Genomic DNA, 17,538 nt, shown 5'->3' with positions numbered 1-17,538 from the left:
ACAAGTTCATAATTCATAATTTCTCTCAGGGGGTATGAGATGAGAGCAAGGGCGATACTCTGGTTGGTGTTGATGCTGGTGTTGGCGGTGCTGCTGGCGGCGTGCAGCGCGAGCGGCGGGGATAAGGGAGAAGAGATCGAAGAGAACGCGGGCGGGCCGGAGGCGCTGGATGGCGGCTTCGTCTGGCAGCGCGTGGGCGGCATTGCCGGCTTCTGCGACGTGGTCACCGTCGGCGCGGGTGGCCCGGCGACGGCCGCCTCCTGCGCCAGCGAGCCGCCGGAGACGCTGGGCGAGACGACGCTGACGGCGGCCCAGGCGCAACAGGTGGCCGGCTGGGTGGCGCGGCTGGCCTCGTTCGAGCACGAGCAGAGCGACCCGGCCACGGCCGACGCCATGACCATCACCATCACCTTCACCGGCCGGGGGGACGAGCAGCCGACCGACGCCGATATTGCGGCCATTGAGGGGCTGGCGGTGGAGGTGTTGCGGGCAGTGGCGGCGCGATAGCTTGTGGCGCGAAAGAATGGCTACGGATTTGGACGGAAGGGACGGATGAAGAACGGATTGAAAACAATGTTGAATCCGTTCTTCATCCGTCTCTTCCGTCCAAATTCGTAGCCATTTCTCCCCCTTCAAACTAAAATAGTAGAATCCGGTTTCTCAGAAGAAACCGGGTTTCTACGACAACGACGTGATCATCGACGCCCCCGCCAAATGCCCCCTCAAGACCCTTTGTGCAGGCGCGGCTTTTGCGCGCACTGCGGCGGCCCCTTTCCCGGCCGTCATCCTGGCCCAGACAGCCGACTTCACCTTCACTATCGAGCCGGCCCTGCCCGCCGCGCTGGAGCGGCTGCGGCGCGAGCCGGACATCGACCTGCTACTCCTCGACGCCGACGACGCCCCCCTGCCCGACCTGCTCGCCTTCGCGCGCGAGGCGCGGCGGCTGCGGCCGGACGCGCCGCTCGTCGCTTTCTCAGCCCGCTCCGGCGACCGGGCGCGCTACCTGCTGCGTGAGGGGGCCGCCTGGCAGTTCACCAAGGGCGCACGCGAACTGACCCACCTGGCCTGCGCCCTGCGTCGCCATCTGCCGGCCCCGGCTGGGAACAGGCGGCCCGACTCGGCCCTGCTCCCCAACCCCTACGTCGTCGGCCGCCCGCTCGCCGGCCCGGCCGAGACGCTGTACGTCGGGCGGGAGGAGGTGTTCGCCTGGCTGGCCGAGAATCTCCACGCCCCCAGCCGCCCCAACGCCCTGCTGCTCCACGGTCAACGGCGCGTGGGCAAGACCTCGACGCTTTATCAGGTCGCCGCCGGGCGGCGCGGCGATCCTCTGCGTCGGCATCCCATCCGGCCGCTCACGCCCGTCTATATTGACCTGCAACGCCTGGCTGGCTGCCACACGGGCGAGTGGCTGTGCCATGTGGCCGGCGACGTAGCCCCGCAAGCGCACGCCAACGGCCACACCGGTGACGCCCTGCCCGATGAATCCCCTTATGCCGTGCTGGAGCGGGCGCTCGACCGGGCCGAGGCGGCGCTGCCGGCCGGGGGGCTGCTGCTCATCGCCGTGGACGAACTGGAGCAGCTGCGGGCGGGCATCGAGGGCGGCCGGCTGGAGCCGGAACTGCTGCCCTTCCTGCGCGCCCAGATGCAGCACCGCGAGCGGACGGCCTTCCTGCTCTGCGGCGGCCCCGGCGCGCTCGACCCCTTCTGGCGGCCCCTTCTCGACCTGTGCGCCCGGCGCGAGCTCGGCCCGCTCGACCGGGCGGAGACCGAGGTGCTGGTGCGCGGGCCGCTGGCCGGCGCGCTGACCGTGGAGGATGAGGCCGTGGAGCGCATCTGGGACGCCACCGCCGGCCACCCCCTCGCCGTCCAGACCCTCTGCCACCGCCTGGTCAGCCTGCTCAATGAGCAGGGTCGCCACGACCTCCGCCCGGCCGACGTCGCCCACGTTCTAGAAACCTTGATCGCGGAGGACACTCACCAATGGCTGCCCCAATCTGCGTAATCTGCGGATTGTTCTTCTGCGGATTCTTCTTTCTTCGGAGATGATATGAAGTCGCCCTACCTCGTCGGCCCCCCCATCCGCCAGTCGTTCGACTTCTTCGGCCGCGCCGGCCAGACGCGCCAGTTCTTCGAGACGCTGGATGGCGTGCAGGCTCAATGCGTCAGCATCCTCGGCCTGCGCCGCGCCGGCAAGACCTCCTTCCTGCGCCACGTCGCCGACCCGGTGGTCATGGCCGCCCACCTGCCCGACGCGGCGCGCTACGCCCTGCTCTACGTCGATCTCTCCGCCTGCCGCAACGCCGCCGACTTCTACGGCCGCGTCGGCCGGCGGCTGTTGGGTCTCCTCTCGCCCCGTACCGCGCCGGGCGACGCCGCCCCGGCCGACGTCTATGCCGTGGAGTCGCTGCTCTATGAGCTGGGCGAGCGGCGCGTCGTCTTGCTGCTGGATGAGTTCGATCACCTGCGCGCTGCCGACTTCGGCGGGGAGTTCCTGACTGAGTTGCGCGCCCTGGCCAGCGTGTGGGACTACGAGTTGGCCTACGTCACCGCGTCCTATTGGGATCTGTACCGGTTGGGGGCCTTCGCCGGCCTGCCGCCCACGTCGCCCTTCTACAACATATTCTACCCGACGCCCATTTACCTCTCCAGCCTCGGCCCGGCTGAACTGGATGAGTTGATCCGCGTCCCCGCCCGGCGGGTGGGCATCGCCGCCGACGATGAGGATGTGGCCGCCATCCGCCATATCGCCGGCTCGCTGCCCTTCTTTGTCCAGGCTACGGCCGCCGTCTGGCTGGGCCACAAGGCGGACGCCCAGCGGCCCACGCCGGCCGGCGTCACGCCGCGCCTGGTGTCGGAGATGGGGCCATACTTCGAGCAGTGGTGGAGCTGCTTCAGCGACGTGGAGCGGAGTGTGCTGCTGGCCGTGGCCGGGGAGCGGCCGGTCGAGCGCCTACCTTACGACGAGGCGGAGATTCGCGGGGCGGCGGCGCGGCTGCGCAGCTATGGTGTGCTGGCCGACACGGGCGGGCATCTGTGGGCGGATAGCTTGTTGTTCAGCGAGTGGTTGCGGCAATCCTCTAGACCTCAGAGGTTTGCGGCAAACCTCTGAGGTCTGCCAGAAGTGTGGCATACAAGTCTGCCAACTCCCCCGCCGCCCGCTCCCAGCTGAACCGCGCCGCCTGCACCGGGCCGGCCGCGGCCAACGCGCGCCGCGCCACCTCGTCCGACAGCAGTCTATCCATCGCTGCCGTCCAGCCCGCCTCGTCGTGGGGCGACAGGGCCAGCGCCGCGGCCGCGCCGTCCGTCCGCACCACCTCCGGCAGGCTGGAGGCGTCGGACGTGACCACCGGCGCGCCGCAGGCCATTGCCTCCAGCAGCGGCAGGCCGAACCCCTCATAGAGGCTGGGGAAGACGAACAGGTCGGCCGCCGAGTACAGTGCGGGCAGGTCGGCATCGTCCACGAAGCCGGCCAGCTGCACCCGGTCGCCCAGCCCCAGCCGCGCGATCTCGGCCAGCAGCCCCTCCACCAGCCAACCCCGCCCGCCGGCGATGACCAGCGTGTGCGGGTGGCGCTCGGCCAGCGGCGCGAAGGCGCGCACCAGCATCTCGTAATTCTTGCGCGGCTGCACCGTGCCGACGGTCAGCACGTAGGGCCGGTTGCCCAGGCCGTAGCGGGCGCGCACGGCGGCCAGCGCCGCCAGGTCGCGCACCGGCCGGAAGCGCGGGTTGACGCCGCTGTAGAGCACCGTCACCTTGCCCGGCGACACCCCCCACACCGCCTCCAGGTCACGCCGCGTGGCCTGGGAGTCGGCCAGGATGTGACCAGCCCGCGCCACCGACCGGGGCACGACGCGGTTCAGATAGACCACCAGCCGCGCCGGAAACGTCTCCGGGTAGTGGATGAAGGACAGATCATGGACAGTCAGCAGCGTGGGGATGTCACCGCGCACCGGCGGCAGCACGAAGTCGGGCGAGTGGAACAGGTCAATCGGCCCGGTGAAAAACTGGACAGGCAGTGGCAGGTTGGCGCGATACCACAGCCGGTAGAGCCAGCGCTCGTCCACCGGGGCCGGCCGGTGCGCCACGTGGGCCGCGGCCGGCAGCGAGTCGGGTACGGGCGGCGCGGCCGGCGGTCGGGCGGAGAAGAGCGTATACCGATACTGCGGCGCGGCACTGACCAGGGCGTGGATCAGTTCGCGGGTGTAGCGGCCGATGCCGCCCCCCTGCGTCAGGGCCGCGGTCACGTCGAAGCCGATGGTCGCGCCGCGCTTCACTCGACGTCGTTATAGGTCCAGTGCCGGTTGGCGAAGAAGTTCCAGAACAGGACGACGACCACCGCCACGCCCAGCGACAGGTTGTCTGCCAGGCGCGTCGTGTACGCCTGGAGCGGCCCGATGCTGCTGATGAACGAGCGGAAGAGGGGCGTCATCAGGAAGACGATGGGGATACGGATGAGCACGCCGACGATGCTGACCAGGAAGAACATGGTGAACTGCCGGCGGCGGGAGCGGGAGCGCGAGTCGGGGTACGTCCAGTAGCGGTTCCACAGGAAGTTGCTGAACACGGCGGCGACGAACGAGATGGATGAAGCCAGCGTCGGGCCGAGGTGGGTAATGAAGTAGTCGCCGAAGCCCATACCGGCCAGCAGCGTGTAGAGCGCCGCCCCCGGCGACACAAGGTCATTCATCGGGTTCAGCAGGAGGTTGAAGAAGCCGAAGTCGACCACAAAGCCGATAGCGCCGACGATCAGGAACTTGACAAAGCGCTTGGCCTCCCTGGGATTAATCCCAAAGCGGCTTGAAACGTCCGTAATTAGCATGCCCACTTTTGACATTCCTTTGAAGCATCCACAGATTTCACAGATTGCACAGATTTCAAGAGAGGCGTTGTGCCGCATCTGTGAGCGGTTCATCTCATTGATCGTTGGCCCCGCGACTCTTGCCCACTCGCAGGGCGGGTTTGAAACCCGCCCCTACACCGGGCAAATGTCGTCCGTAGGGGCGGGTTTGGAAACCCGCCCTACATCATAAAACCCACGCCAGACAAGCAATTGTAGCAGACCGAGCATCCCGCCCAGGTGGATGTAGATATTATTCACGTATAGTTTATCCACGAGGTGGTGGACTGCCAACGCCGCCCAGGCCGCCAGCAACCCTACGGCCACCCCACGCTCCGGCCACGCCAGCCGCCGCGCCAGCCACACCGTCTGGCCGACGACGAACAGCCAGAAGAGCGCGTAGGCCAGCAAACCGGGCGCGCCCACTTCGGCCAACAGGTTGAGGTAGTAGTTGTGGGCGTGGCCCAGCGCGTCGGGCCAATTGATGAGCGCGTAGTCGGGATAGGCGGCGGCGTAGTTGCCGAAGCCGACGCCGCTCCACAGGTCGTCGCGGGCCATATCGGCCGCCGCCTGCCAGTGGGCCAGCCGCTCCAGCACGGCGTAGTTGGCGTCGTTGATGTCCACGCCGCGCACGTCCCCCAGGCGGAACTCGTCGCCGAAGCCGCTCAGCCGGTCGGCCACCGACAGCGCCGGCCCGAACCCGGCCGACACGCCCAGCCACAGCCCCCCGCCCAGCACGACCGCCGCCACGCCGGCCACGGCCGCGCCCACCGCCACCCGCCGCGCGCTGAACAGCAGCAACACCGCCCCGCCGGCCAGAAAGCCCAGCCACGCCCCGCGACTCCACGAAAAGACCAGCCCCAGTGTTCCCGCCCCCGCGCACAATAGGGCAAAAATCAGCCAAATGATATGAGCGCTCCGAGACTGGGTTGGTGTGATGATGGCGTGATCAGAGAAGAGGAACACAGAGCTGTGTAACTCTGTGTTCCTCTTCCTCTTAACGCCAGCCAGGTACGCGGCATAACCCAATGCCACCCCCGCCCCCAGGAACGCCGTCAAATTCATATACCCGCCGAACGGGTTGGGCTGCTCGAACGTCCCATAGGCGCGATAGAAGCGGCCCAGGACGAGGAAGTGCTCCGGCCCATCGCCGCGCAACCCGAATTGCCAGACGCCGATGAGCGCCTGGATCAGCCCGGCCAGCAGCAGCGCCGCCAGCACCAGGCGCAAGACGGCCGGGCGACCCACCGGCCGGCGCGTGGGGTCGTCGGCCAGGTCGAGCATCAGCCAGACGATCAAGCCCATCTCCAGCCATTTCAGCAGTTCGACCAGACCCAGCGGGATGGAGTAAGCGTCCAACAGGCCCAGGGCGGCGACGGCGACGAAGAGCAGCCACGGCCCATTGAACGGCGTGGCCGGGACGCACAGCCGCCGCCGCGCCAGCCCGCCGCCGATCCACGACGCCAGCGCCAGCAGCAGCGCCGCCTGCCCGCTATCCAGCAGGGCGCTGCCCAGAACGACGTTCTCCAGCGCCCCCAGCGGCCCGACCAGCAGCGCCAGCGCCAGCCCGAAGAGCGGGTTGATCAGCGCCAGCAGCACGGCCGCCGCCAGCGCCACCGCCCCTGCGGCGACTGGCAGCGGCAGTCGGACGACGGCCAACCCGACCATCACGGCGATAGCCAGAAAGAGCGCTGCCCGTCGTCCGTCGTCTGTCGTCAGTAGTCCGCTCAAAGCCTCTGCCGGAAGTAATCAATAGTCTGCGTCAGCCCTTCGTCGGCCGGCACGCGCGGCTCCCAACCCAGTAACTCGCGGGCGCGCGTGATATCCGGTCGGCGCACCTTTGGGTCGTCCACGATGCGGTCGTCGGTCGGCTCAATGCAGATGATCGGTGATTGACTGCGCGCCCGCTCTACGATCCGCTCGGCCAGTTCCATGACAGACATCTCAGTATAGGGGTTGCCGATGTTCACCGGCAACGTCTCGTTAGAGTGCAGCAGTCTGTAGATGCCCTCGATCAGGTCAGAATAGTACTGGAAGGCGCGCGTCTGCGTACCCCGACCGTAAACGGTCAGCGGCTGGTTGGTGAGGGCCTGATAGATAAAGTTAGGCACGACGCGACCGTCATTCAGGCGCATGCGCGGCCCGTAGGTGTTGAAGATGCGCACGATGCGCGTCTCCAGGCCATGATAGCGGTGGTAGGCCATCGTGATCGCCTCGGCGAAGCGCTTGGCCTCGTCGTAGACGCCGCGCGGGCCAATGGGGTTGACGTGACCCCAGTAGCTTTCGGGCTGCGGGTTCACCTCCGGGTCGCCGTACACCTCCGAGGTGGAGGCCAGCAGAAAGCGCGCCCCCTTATGCTTGGCCAGGCCCAGCGTGTTGTGCGTGCCCAGCGAGCCGACCTTGAGCGTTGGGATGGGGTACTCCAGATAGTCGTTGGGACTGGCCGGCGAGGCGAAGTGCAGCACGGCGTCGATCGGCCCGGCGACGTAGATGTACTGGCTGACGTCGTGCTTGATGAAGCTGAATCGGTCGTGGCCGGCCAGATGGGCCAGGTTGTCCATGCTGCCGGTCAGCAGATTGTCCATGCCGACCACGGTGTGGCCCTCGGCGATGAAGCGATCACAGAGATGTGAGCCGAGGAAGCCGGCCGCGCCGGTGATAAGTACGCGCATAGGTTCTCCAAAGCTATAGGGCCAGCGCCCTGGTTTCAGTCCGCAATTCTACCCTGCGTCCCCCAAACGGGCGAGAGCGTCCGCTCTCAATCGTCCAGCACCACGATCCGCCCCTGCGTGCCATCCACTCGAATCCGCTGCCCGTCCTTCAGCCGGCTCGTCGCCTGATGCACGCCCACCACGGCTGGGATGCCGTACTCCCGCGCCACCACCGAGCCGTGGGTCATCATCCCGCCCACCTCGGTGATGAGCCCGCCAGCAGTTAGAAAGAGCGGCGTCCAGCCCGGGTCGGTGCCGGGACAAACCAGAATCTCGCCCGGCGCGAGTTGCGTCCCGAACGGATCCAGCACGACGTGAACGACCCCCTCGGCCACGCCCGGCGAGACGGGGCTGCCGATGATGACATCTCCGGCGTCGCTCAGCGCGCCCAGCCCCTCGTAGAAGGCCCGGCCGTCGCTGACCAGCACGCGCGGAACCTGGCGGCGGCGCGCCTCGCGCTCGTAGAGGGCGCGACGCTCGGCGATCAGACGGCGATAAATCGCCTGACTACCAACCTCATTGCGGGAGAGGCTCTCTAATTCAGTGATGGTCAGGAAGAACAGGTCGTCGGCCTGCTCAATCGTCCCCGCCGCGGCGAACGCCTCGCCCACGTCCAGCAGCGCCGCACGAACGATCCCCATGACGCGTACGGCGAAGAACTTGGGGCTTTCGCGCGCGCCCATCATCAGCCGGACGCGCGTGGCGGCGGCCCGCGCCACCTTCTCCTTGAGCCACCCGCCGCGCTGGCGGCGGGCGACGGCGGCCAACGCCTCCACCGCCTCGGCCGCCGCCCGCTCGCCGCGCGCAAACACCACGTCGGGCGCGGCTGCCGGGTCAATCTGGAGGTAGCTCTGCAGGGTGCGCATCACCGGCGCCGGCTCCTCGCGCCAGCGCGCCCGGCCCATGTCGATCTCGCCCACACCGCGCGCCCCATACCGCTCCAGGAAGCCAGACACGGCCGTCTGCGCCGCCGGCGGCAGCGCGCCGCGCAAGTAGCGCTCGGCCAGCGCGGGCGCGTCCAATGCGGCGAAACAGGCCGCCGCTTCCGCGTCGGCCCGGATGGCCGCCGCCGCCCGCCACAGCGCCAAGTCCATCTCCGTCGTCACGTTCTGGGGCAGGGCGCGGGTCACTTCCAGCGCTAGCGCCGGTTGGTCTCCGGCCAGCTTGTTGAGTAAGGCCAGCGACCCCATACTGGGGCCGAGCACGGGCACAAAGCGAGGCAGCAGGAACGAGAAACCATGCGCCAGCCGGTCGCGCAGGAAGGCGGCGATGTGGCCCAGCCGCTCGAAGCGGTCGGCCCCGGCCGGGATACGGGCCTCGGCCAGGTACGCCTCGATGTCGGCCTCCAGCCGCGCTCTCGCCGCCGCGGGCCGCGCCGCGTTGCGGATGATCCGCGCGATGAGCGGCACAAAGACGCGGCCCAGCTGCCACAGCGTGCTCAGCTTGAGCCGCCCCTGTCCCGCCCCCAACCGCGGGTCATCGGCCAGGGCGCTGACGATCTGCCCCACACTTGGCTCCAGGTAGTCGACCACACCCTTGAACAGGCGGTGGCCGACCGGGTGGCGGATGAGGTCGCTGATGCGCACCCAGATGCGCTCTCCGGCCGCGGCGAACACGCGCAGTTCCTCGGGCGCGGGCTGCCGCCCGAACAGCCCGGCCGCCCCCGCCAGCAGTTGGCGCAGGCTGTCGCGCCCCAACGGCGTGATCGGCTCCAGCATCCCCTGCGCCGCGCCGAACGAGAACCAGATGATCAGCGGGTCGAACGACACCTCCGGCACGGGGAAAAGCGACGTGATGGCCCGCGATTGCAGCAGATAGAGTTCGTAGTCAGGCGATTCATCGCCGTTCTTCTCCCCTTCGCCAGGAACGGCAATGAATTGCCCGACTACATGTCGCCGCGCCAGCGCCCACTCTATATCCTGCGGCGCGCCATACTCCGCCTGCACTCGCTGCCCTAACTCGACCAGCCGCCGAATCTCGCCCGGCGCGAGCGTCTGCCGCGCCGCGCCGTCCTCGGCCCGCGTCTCCACCCCGCCGCCCGGCCGGCCGCGCGTGGCGACCGCCTTGGCCCCCAGCGCCACCGACCGGATCGCGCCGGAGCGCGCGTCCACCACGAAGTGATCCGGCTCTACCTGCCCGGCCACCAGCGCCTCGCCCAACCCGAACGTGGCGTCGATGACCGACTCGCTGAGCAACCCTGTCAGCGGGTTGGCGGTGAACAGCACACCCGACACGTCGCTGGGAACCATGACCTGCACGATGACCGCCAGCGCCGCCCCCTCGTGATCCAGGCCGTTGCGCGCCCGGTAGCCGATGGCCCGCCCCGTCCACAGGCTCGACCAGCAATCCACCACCGCCCGCAGCAGCGCCTCCGCGCCCACCACGTTGAGGAACGTGTCCTGCTGCCCGGCGAAAGACAGGTCGGGCAAATCCTCCAGCGTGGCCGACGAGCGCACAGCCACACTCGGATCGCCGGCGTCCCCGCCGGCCAGTCCTCTATACGCCTCCCGAATCGCCGCGGCCACCTCCTCCGGCACGCGCCCCCGTGCGAAGGCCCCGCGAATGGCCGCCGATGCCGCTTCCAGCCGGGCCGCGTCGTCGGCGGCCAGGCCGGTCAGGGACGCGGCGATGACGCCGCCTAACTCATTGGCTTCCACGAAGGCGCGATAGGCGGCCGTCGGGGCGATGAAGCCGGGCGGCACGGGGAACCCGGCGTGCGTCAGGCGGGCCAGATTGGCCCCCTTGCCGCCGGCGGTCTGGAGCGTGGCGTCGGTCGAGGTGAACGGCAGGAGCAACATAGGGCTCACGTGGGGGAGAATGATCCGCCGATTTCGCAGATTACTAAGAGCGTGATTCTAGCATCGTTCAGCGGAGTACGCGACGGCGCGAGCGTGCTATAATACCCGTCTATGAAAGATGCACCGACCCCGCTCGCGCCCGCGGGCGCCGATAGCCACGAGAAGCGCAAGGCCGATTCGGCCGGCCCTGAACCGAATACCGACATTCACGAGAAGCGCAAGGCCGACCACATCCGCATCAACCTGGAAGAGGACGTCGCCTTCAAGAGGCTAACCAACGGCCTGGAGGCGTACTTCTTCATGCACCAGGCGCTGCCCGAACTGGACCTGGCCGCGGTGGATACGTCCGTGGAGGTGTTGGGCAAGCGGCAGGCGACGCCCCTGCTCATCTCGTCCATGACCGGCGGCACGGAGCGGGCGCGGCACATCAACCGCACGCTGGCCGCCGGGGCGCAGGCGGTGGGCATGGCGATGGGGCTAGGTTCCATGCGCGCCGCCATCGAAGACCCCGCGCTGGAATCCACCTACCAGGTGCGCGACGTGGCCCCCGACATCCTGCTCTTCGCCAACCTGGGGGCGGTGCAACTCAACTATGGTTACGGCATCGACCACTGCCGGCGCGCCGTGGACATGATCGAGGCCGACGCCCTCATCCTGCACTTCAACGCCCTGCAAGAGGCCGTCCAGCCCGAAGGGGACGGCAACTTCGCCGGACTGCTGCGGCGGGTGGAGGCCGTCTGCCGGGCGCTGCCCGTGCCGGTGGTGGCCAAGGAAGTAGGCTGGGGCTTCTCGCGCGAGGACGCGCGGCGGCTGGCTTCGGCCGGCGTGGCGGCCATCGACGTGGCCGGGGCCGGCGGCACGTCGTGGAGCCAGGTAGAGATGCACCGGGCGCCCACGCCTCGCCTGGCTCGCGTAGCCGGCGCGTTCATCGACTGGGGCATTCCCACCGCCGTCTCGCTGCGCTACTGCCGCGAGGCCGCGCCGGGGCTGGCCCTCTTCGCCAGCGGCGGCATCCACGACGGCATCGAGGCGGCCAAGTGTATCGCCCTGGGCGCGTCGCTGGTTGGTCTGGCCGGCGAGTTCCTGCGGGCGGCCGACCAGGACGGGGTGGAGGGCGTGGCACAGCTGGCCGGCGCGCTGACCGACGAGCTGCGCGTCGCCATGTTCTGCGCCGGCGCGGGCGACATCGGCGCGTTGGGCCAGACACCACTACATACCAGCTTTTAGTAGAAACCCGGTTTCTCAGAAGAAACCGGGTTTTTACAAGGACGAAAATCTGCCTAATCTGCGGATGGTAATATGAGCGACGAACTGAGCACCTTTTCCGCCGCCTTCCTGCCGGCTGTCGAAGCCGAGATGCGCGCCGTGCTGCGCGCTGATGGCGCGGACGCCGGCCTGGCCGACCCCTTCTACGGCATGATGCACTACCACATGGGCTGGGCCGACGAAGCCCTGCAACCAGCCGGCGGCAACAGCGGCAAGCGCATTCGCCCCATCCTCTGCCTCCTGGCCTGCGCCGCGGCCGGCGGCGACTGGCGACAAGCCGTTCCCGCCGCGGCAGCTATTGAAATCCTGCACAACTTCTCCCTCGTCCACGACGACATCGAGGATGACAGCCCCACCCGCCGCGGCCGGCGCACCCTCTGGACGTTGTGGGGCCAGCCGCAGGCCATCAACACCGGCGACGGCATGTTCGCCCTGGCCCACCTGGCGCTGGGCCGGCTGGCCGAGCGGGGCGTGCCGCCGGCCACTGTCGTGCGGGCGCTGCGCCACTTCGACGAGACCTCGGTCGCCCTGACGCGCGGTCAGCACGCCGACATGACCTTTGAGACGCGGCCGGCCGTCGCCGTCGCGGAGTACGTCGCCATGATCACCGGCAAGACGGCGGTGCTGGTCGCCCTGTGCGCCGAACTGGGCGCGCTGGTGGCCGGCGCGGACGACGCGCGCGTGAGCCACTTCGCGGCCTTCGGGCTGAACCTGGGGCTGGCCTTCCAGGTGCAGGATGACATCCTCGGCATTTGGGGCGACGAGGCGCTGACCGGCAAGTCGGCGGCCACCGACATCACCACGCGCAAGAAGACGCTGCCGGTGCTCTATGCCCTGGAGCGGAGCGCGGCGCTGCGCGAACTCTACGACGCCCCGGCCGAAGACGACAGGACGTTTGTGCGCCGCGCGGTGGCCCTGCTGGATGAGGCGGGGGCGCGGGCCTATGCCGTCGAACGCGCGGCCGACTACTCCGACGAAGCGCTGGCCCATCTCGCCGCGGCGCGGCCGGTGGAGCCGGGGGCGGCGGCGCTGCGCCAGTTGACCGATATGCTCCTGCGCCGCGATTTCTAGGAACCCCGCCCCGCTCGTAGTCAGGCAGTTCATTGCCGTTCTTCGCCACAGGCGTGAAGAACGGCAATGAATTGCCTGACTACTAACAAAAAGACCGGGCAACCTCGCGGCTGCCCGGTCTTTCACTCACTCAACAGAACCCGGCCCTAGTCGCCTGGCTCTTCCCAATCCTCTTCTTCGGACTCCTCGGACTCCTCAGACTCCTCAGACTCCTCGGTCTCATCGTCCTCGTCGTCGTCCCACGCCTCATCCTCGTCGTCCCACACCTCTTCACCCTCTTCCGCGTCGTAATCGCTGAGCAGAGTCAGGCGCGAGGCGTCGGCCGCCGCGGCGGAGATGGCCGCCAGAATCTCTTCGTCGGTGTCGTCATCGATCAGCGCGCTGCTGGTCAGGCGTGTGCCCGGCTCCAGCTCCGGCGCCATGAAGAACCCTTCGGGCAACTCCATCGGCTCTTCCTCACCGGCGCGGAAACCCGTGCCAGCGGGGATAAGCTTGCCGATGATGACGTTCTCCTTCAGGCCCACCAGACGGTCTTCCTTGCCGGCAATGGCCGCTCCAGCCAGCACCTTGATGGTGTGCTGGAACGAGCTGGCCGACAGGAAGCTGTCGGTGTTGAGCGACGCCTTGGTGATGCCCAACAGTACCGGTTCGGCCTGCGCCGGCTGACCGCCCTCCGTCAGGACTTCCTCATTCTTCTCCAGGAAGGACGGAGACTCGATCAGGTCGCCGGGCAGCATATCCGTGTCGCCGGAGTCGGTCACGGTCACCTTGCTCAACATCTTGCGGATGATGACCTCGAAGTGCTTGTCGTGGATGTTCTGGCCTTGCGGCCGGTACACCTGCTGCACCTCGCGGAGCAAGTACTGGGTCACCGCGTCACGCCCCAGAATCTCCAGGATGCGGTGCGGGTTGCGGGAACCCTCGGTCAACTGGTCGCCGGCGTTGACGCGCTGGCCGTCGTTGATCAGCAGGCGCACGCCCGCGGCGATCTCGTAGTCGCGCTCATCGCGGCTCTCCCAGGTAACGCGCAGGCCGTTCTCGTCCAGCGTCACGCGGCCGGGGTGGCGGGCGAAGATGATCTCGTCGCCGCTCTCGGCCAGCGTCTCACCAATGGCTACGTCCTGGTTATTCTCCACCTGAATCGTCCAGCCGGGCGGTACTTCGTACACATCATCGACCAGCTTGCTATCGGTGATGAAAGCGTGGCGCACGCCGTCGATGATGCGGATGTTGGCCGCGCCGCCGATCTCGGTCATGACCGCCTCGCCCTTGGGCCGCTGGCGCGCCTCGAACAGTTCCTCGACGCGCGGCAAACCCTGGGTGATGTCGCCGCCGGCTGACGCCGTGCCGCCGGTGTGGAACGTGCGCAGCGTTAGCTGCGTGCCCGGCTCGCCGATGGACTGGGCGGCGACGATGCCGACCGCCGTGCCCAACTCAACCGGCTTGCCGCGCGCCAGGTCGGTGCCATAGCACTTGCGGCAGATGCCCAGCCGCAGTTCGCAAGTCATCGGCGAGTAGACGTAGACCTGAACCACGTTCAGATTATCGACCGCCTCGGCCGTCTCAGCCGTGAAGTAGTCGCCCTCGCTGACGACGATCTCACCCGTCTCCGGGTGGCTGATCGTCTCGGCGGCCACGCGGCCGATCAGGCGTTCAGTCAACGTCTGCTTGCCGAAGTTATCGACGCGGCGCACCCAGATGCCCTTGGTCGTGCCGCAGTCCTCTTCCATGATGATGATGTCCTGCGCCACGTCCACCAGACGCCGGGTCAGATAGCCGGCGTCGGCCGTGCGCAGGGCGGTGTCGGCCAGACCCTTGCGCGCGCCGTGGGTGGAGATGAAGTACTCCAGCGCCTCCAGCCCTTGCCGGAAGTTCGACTGGATCGGCACAGGGATGATGCGCCCTTGCGGGTCGGCCATCAGACCGCGCATACCGGCCAACTGCGTGATGGGGCCAAAGCCGCCCTTGCCCGCGCCCGACAGCGCCATCAGCGCCAGCGGGCCGTTGGGATCCATGGCCTGCTTCACGGCGTCGGCGACCTGATCCTTGGCCTCGTTCCACTGTTCGATGGTGCGCTGGTACTGCTCCTCCTCGGTCAGCAGACCGCGGCGGAACTGCCGGTCGATCTCATCCACGCGCTTGCGGGCGGTGTCGAGGATGCCGGCGCGCTGCTCCGGGATGGTCAGGTCGGCCACACCCACGCTCGTGCCCGAGACAGTCGCAAAGCGGAAGCCGATGTCCTTGATGGCGTCCACCATCTCAATCGTTGCCTCGTCGCCCAGCACCTGATGGACGCGGTTAATCAGCGCATTCACGCCGCCCTTGTCCAGAATGCGGTTGACGAAGCGCGCCGGCTCCGGCAGCGCCAGGTTGAACAGCACCCGGCCGGGCGACGTCTCGATGATGCGCGTGATCGCCTCGCCGTCGGCGTAGCGGATGTTGCCGTCGTCCTTCCAGTAGGTCGATGTCAGGACCTTAATCTTGGCATGGATGTCCAGATAGCCCAACTCGTAGGCCGTCTCGACCTCTTCCAGGCTGCTGAAGATGCGCCCCTCGCCCTTCAGGCCGTCGCGCATCATGGTGATGTAGTAAACGCCCAGCACCATGTCCTTCGACGGGCCGACGATAGGCTGGCCGTCGGCCGGCTTCAGCAGGTTGCGCGTCGCCATCATCATGCCCTTGGCCTCGGCCACCGCCTTGTCCGACAGCGGCACGTGCACGGCCATCTGGTCGCCGTCGAAGTCGGCGTTGAAGGCGGCGCAGACCAGCGGATGCAGCTGGATCGCCTTGCCTTCCACCAGCTTGGGCATGAACGCCTGGATACCCAGACGGTGCAGCGTCGGCGCGCGGTTGAGCAGGATGGGCCGGCCCTGGATAACCTCTTCCAGCACCTCCCAGACCTCCGGCGGCTGGCGCTCCATGAAGCGCTTGGCCCCCTTCACGTTGCTGGCGTAGTTGTACTGGACGAGCTTGCTGATCACGAACGGCCGGAACAGTTCCAGGGCCATCGTCTTGGGCAAGCCGCATTCGCCCATCTTCAGCTTCGGGCCGACGACGATGACCGAGCGGCCGGAGTAGTCCACGCGCTTGCCGAGCAGGTTGCGGCGGAAGCGCCCCTTCTTGCCCTTCAGCATGTCGGACAGCGACTTGAGTTCGCGCCGGCCGCGGCGGCTGAGCGCCTTGCCGCGCTGGCTGTTGTCGATCAGGCTGTCCACGGCCTCCTGGAGCATGCGCTTCTCGTTGCGGACGATCACGTCCGGCGCGCCCAACTCCAGCAGTCGCTTCAGGCGGTTATTGCGGTTGATGACCCGGCGATACAGGTCATTCAGGTCGGACGTGGCGAAGCGGCCGCCGTCCAACTGCACCATCGGGCGCAGGTCGGGCGGAATGACCGGCAGAACGGTCAGGATCATCCACTCTGGCCGGTTAGCGCTGGCGCGCAACGCCTCGACGACCTGGAGCCGCTTGGTCGCCCGCTTGGCGGCCTGCTTGGAACGGCTGGTGCGCACTTCGCGCCACAGGTCGCGAGATAGCTTGTCGAGATCCATGCTGCGCAGAATCTCGTGGAACGCCTCGGCGCCCATGCCGGCGCGGAAGACGTTACCGAACTTGCTCTTCAGCTCGCGGTATTCGTTCTCGTTGAGGAACGTCATCTGCGACAGCGCCTCGAGTTGGTCGCGGCTGGCCGTGGCCTGCTGGCGTAGGCGGATGAGCTTCTGATCCATCCGCTCGCGCAACCCCTCGCCGGCGTAGCCGATCTCACCGCGCAGTTCCTCGATCTCGCGCCCCAACTCTTCCAGTTCGCGCTGTTGATCCTCTTCGAACGTCTTCTGGATCGTCTCCAGGCGCTCCTTGGTGATCTCCTGAACGAGGACAATGTGCTCGCGGCCAACCGTCTCGCCCTTCTGGACAATCAGTTCGCCGGCCAAAATGATGTCCTCGGACGCGGCCGAACCGCGTATGTTGTTCAGGCGCTGCTCGATGTTCTTGGCTTCCTGGACAAGCTCGTCGGTGCTGGTGCTCAGGCGGTCGTCGAAAGTGCTATGGCGCTCGTCGCGGGTGGCCTCGAGTTCGCTCAGACGGACGGCGGCTTCGGCCGTCGTCTCTTCCAGTTGTTCGCGCAGCTTCGTCTCCAGTTGCGACTCCGCCTCCTGGAGTTCCTCGTCCAGCCGCTTCAGGGCGCGCTGGCGCGACTCCTCATCGACGTGGGTGATGACGTACTGGGCGAAGTAGAGGACGCGGTCGAGATTGCGGCGCGAAATATTCAGTAGCAGGCCCATGTAGCTGGGCACGCGGCGGGTGTACCAGACGTGGGCCACCGGGGCGGCCAGCTCGATGTGGCCCAGACGCTCGCGACGGACAGACGAGCGGGTGATCTCCACACCGCACTTGTCGCAAACGATACCCTTATAGCGGACGTTCTTGTACTTACCGCAATAGCATTGCCAGTCCCGCGTCGGGCCAAAGATGGCTTCGCAGAACAGACCGTCCTTCTCTGGACGCAGACGACGATAATTGATGGTCTCCGGCTTGGTGACCTCACCGTAAGACCAGGAGCGAATCTGCTCCGGGGACGCCAAGCTGACGCGTAGCGAGCGGAAATCCGTTGTCTCCACTAATGACCTCCCAAAATCACTAGGCTCCTACCCAACCGGAAGAAGTGCAATTGACGATGCGTTTTGTTTGTCGCTGTCGGGCCGTCCGACCTAAGGCTGATGTCGGTGGATAAACGCGCAAAAGAGCGCCTGGCCTATGGCCAGCGCTCTTGGTCACGTTCGAATCAATCAATGACTAGGACAATTATATCGGCAACCGTCAATATGTCAAATATTCGAACCTCAGAAATGCGTTAATA

Annotated in this window: 11 protein-coding genes; 5 read left to right on the top strand and 6 right to left on the bottom strand. The window is 67.4% G+C overall.

Annotated elements, in window-relative coordinates:
* The first annotated feature begins 39 nt into the window (after positions 1-39).
* The 3 genes from ACE3UY_RS00410 (at position 40) to ACE3UY_RS00400 (ending at position 3,109) form a co-directional block, all read left to right on the top strand.
* Complete coding sequence (locus tag ACE3UY_RS00410) at positions 40-507, top strand: hypothetical protein (protein WP_374685577.1); 468 nt, start codon at positions 40-42, stop codon at positions 505-507.
* A gap of 184 nt (positions 508-691) precedes the next feature.
* Positions 692-2,002, top strand: a complete 1,311-nt coding sequence (locus tag ACE3UY_RS00405; RefSeq protein ID WP_374685576.1) for a hypothetical protein — start codon at positions 692-694, stop codon at positions 2,000-2,002.
* Between the two features lie 45 nt (positions 2,003-2,047).
* Positions 2,048-3,109 (top strand): AAA family ATPase, encoded by a 1,062-nt coding sequence (locus tag ACE3UY_RS00400; protein WP_374685575.1) that lies wholly within the window; start codon positions 2,048-2,050, stop codon positions 3,107-3,109.
* Here ACE3UY_RS00400 and ACE3UY_RS00395 read toward each other — a convergent pair.
* The 5 genes from ACE3UY_RS00395 to ACE3UY_RS00375 form a co-directional block, all read right to left on the bottom strand.
* Positions 3,078-4,274, bottom strand: coding sequence for a glycosyltransferase family 4 protein (locus tag ACE3UY_RS00395; RefSeq protein ID WP_374685574.1), 1,197 nt, complete (start codon positions 4,272-4,274; stop codon positions 3,078-3,080). The two genes, ACE3UY_RS00400 and ACE3UY_RS00395, sit on opposite strands and share 32 nt — an antisense overlap.
* Positions 4,271-4,834, bottom strand: coding sequence for a GtrA family protein (locus tag ACE3UY_RS00390; RefSeq protein ID WP_374685573.1), 564 nt, complete (start codon positions 4,832-4,834; stop codon positions 4,271-4,273). Before ACE3UY_RS00390 ends, ACE3UY_RS00395 begins: the two co-directional genes overlap by 4 nt.
* A gap of 138 nt (positions 4,835-4,972) precedes the next feature.
* Entirely contained in the window at positions 4,973-6,568 is a 1,596-nt protein-coding gene (locus ACE3UY_RS00385; RefSeq protein WP_374685572.1) for an O-antigen ligase family protein, read from the bottom strand.
* Positions 6,565-7,509 (bottom strand): UDP-glucuronic acid decarboxylase family protein, encoded by a 945-nt coding sequence (locus ACE3UY_RS00380; protein WP_374685571.1) that lies wholly within the window; start codon positions 7,507-7,509, stop codon positions 6,565-6,567. The genes ACE3UY_RS00385 and ACE3UY_RS00380 overlap by 4 nt, the downstream gene beginning before the upstream one ends.
* An 86-nt stretch (positions 7,510-7,595) precedes the next feature.
* Positions 7,596-10,346, bottom strand: a complete 2,751-nt coding sequence (locus ACE3UY_RS00375; protein ID WP_374685570.1) for a PEP/pyruvate-binding domain-containing protein — start codon at positions 10,344-10,346, stop codon at positions 7,596-7,598.
* A gap of 111 nt (positions 10,347-10,457) precedes the next feature.
* On the opposite strand from ACE3UY_RS00375, the gene fni reads away from it, so the two are divergent.
* Both fni and ACE3UY_RS00365 read left to right on the top strand, forming a co-directional pair.
* Complete coding sequence (fni, locus tag ACE3UY_RS00370) at positions 10,458-11,573, top strand: type 2 isopentenyl-diphosphate Delta-isomerase (protein WP_374685569.1); 1,116 nt, start codon at positions 10,458-10,460, stop codon at positions 11,571-11,573.
* A gap of 72 nt (positions 11,574-11,645) precedes the next feature.
* Positions 11,646-12,683 (top strand): polyprenyl synthetase family protein, encoded by a 1,038-nt coding sequence (locus ACE3UY_RS00365; protein ID WP_374685568.1) that lies wholly within the window; start codon positions 11,646-11,648, stop codon positions 12,681-12,683.
* Between the two features lie 146 nt (positions 12,684-12,829).
* On the opposite strand, the gene rpoC is transcribed toward ACE3UY_RS00365, so the two are convergent.
* Positions 12,830-17,299 (bottom strand): DNA-directed RNA polymerase subunit beta', encoded by a 4,470-nt coding sequence (gene rpoC, locus ACE3UY_RS00360; RefSeq protein WP_374685567.1) that lies wholly within the window; start codon positions 17,297-17,299, stop codon positions 12,830-12,832.
* Positions 17,300-17,538: the final 239 nt, after the last annotated feature.

The organism is Promineifilum sp. (SeqCode) (genome assembly GCF_041918635.1).
Classification (GTDB): domain Bacteria; phylum Chloroflexota; class Anaerolineae; order Promineifilales; family Promineifilaceae; genus Promineifilum.
The sequence above is the reverse complement of the archived record's forward strand: the minus strand, read 5'-3'. Positions and strand labels throughout refer to the sequence as shown.

Bases quoted from the DNA above. Each gene is read 5' to 3' on its own strand.
- ACE3UY_RS00365 (WP_374685568.1), top strand. From the start codon at position 11,646: ATGAGCGACGAACTGAGCACCTTTTCCGCCGCCTTCCTGCCGGCTGTC.
- ACE3UY_RS00375 (WP_374685570.1), bottom strand. From the start codon at position 10,346: ATGTTGCTCCTGCCGTTCACCTCGACCGACGCCACGCTCCAGACCGCC.
- ACE3UY_RS00390 (WP_374685573.1), bottom strand. From the start codon at position 4,834: ATGTCAAAAGTGGGCATGCTAATTACGGACGTTTCAAGCCGCTTTGGG.
- ACE3UY_RS00410 (WP_374685577.1), top strand. From the start codon at position 40: ATGAGAGCAAGGGCGATACTCTGGTTGGTGTTGATGCTGGTGTTGGCG.
- fni (WP_374685569.1), top strand. From the start codon at position 10,458: ATGAAAGATGCACCGACCCCGCTCGCGCCCGCGGGCGCCGATAGCCAC.
- ACE3UY_RS00380 (WP_374685571.1), bottom strand. From the start codon at position 7,509: ATGCGCGTACTTATCACCGGCGCGGCCGGCTTCCTCGGCTCACATCTC.
- ACE3UY_RS00400 (WP_374685575.1), top strand. From the start codon at position 2,048: ATGAAGTCGCCCTACCTCGTCGGCCCCCCCATCCGCCAGTCGTTCGAC.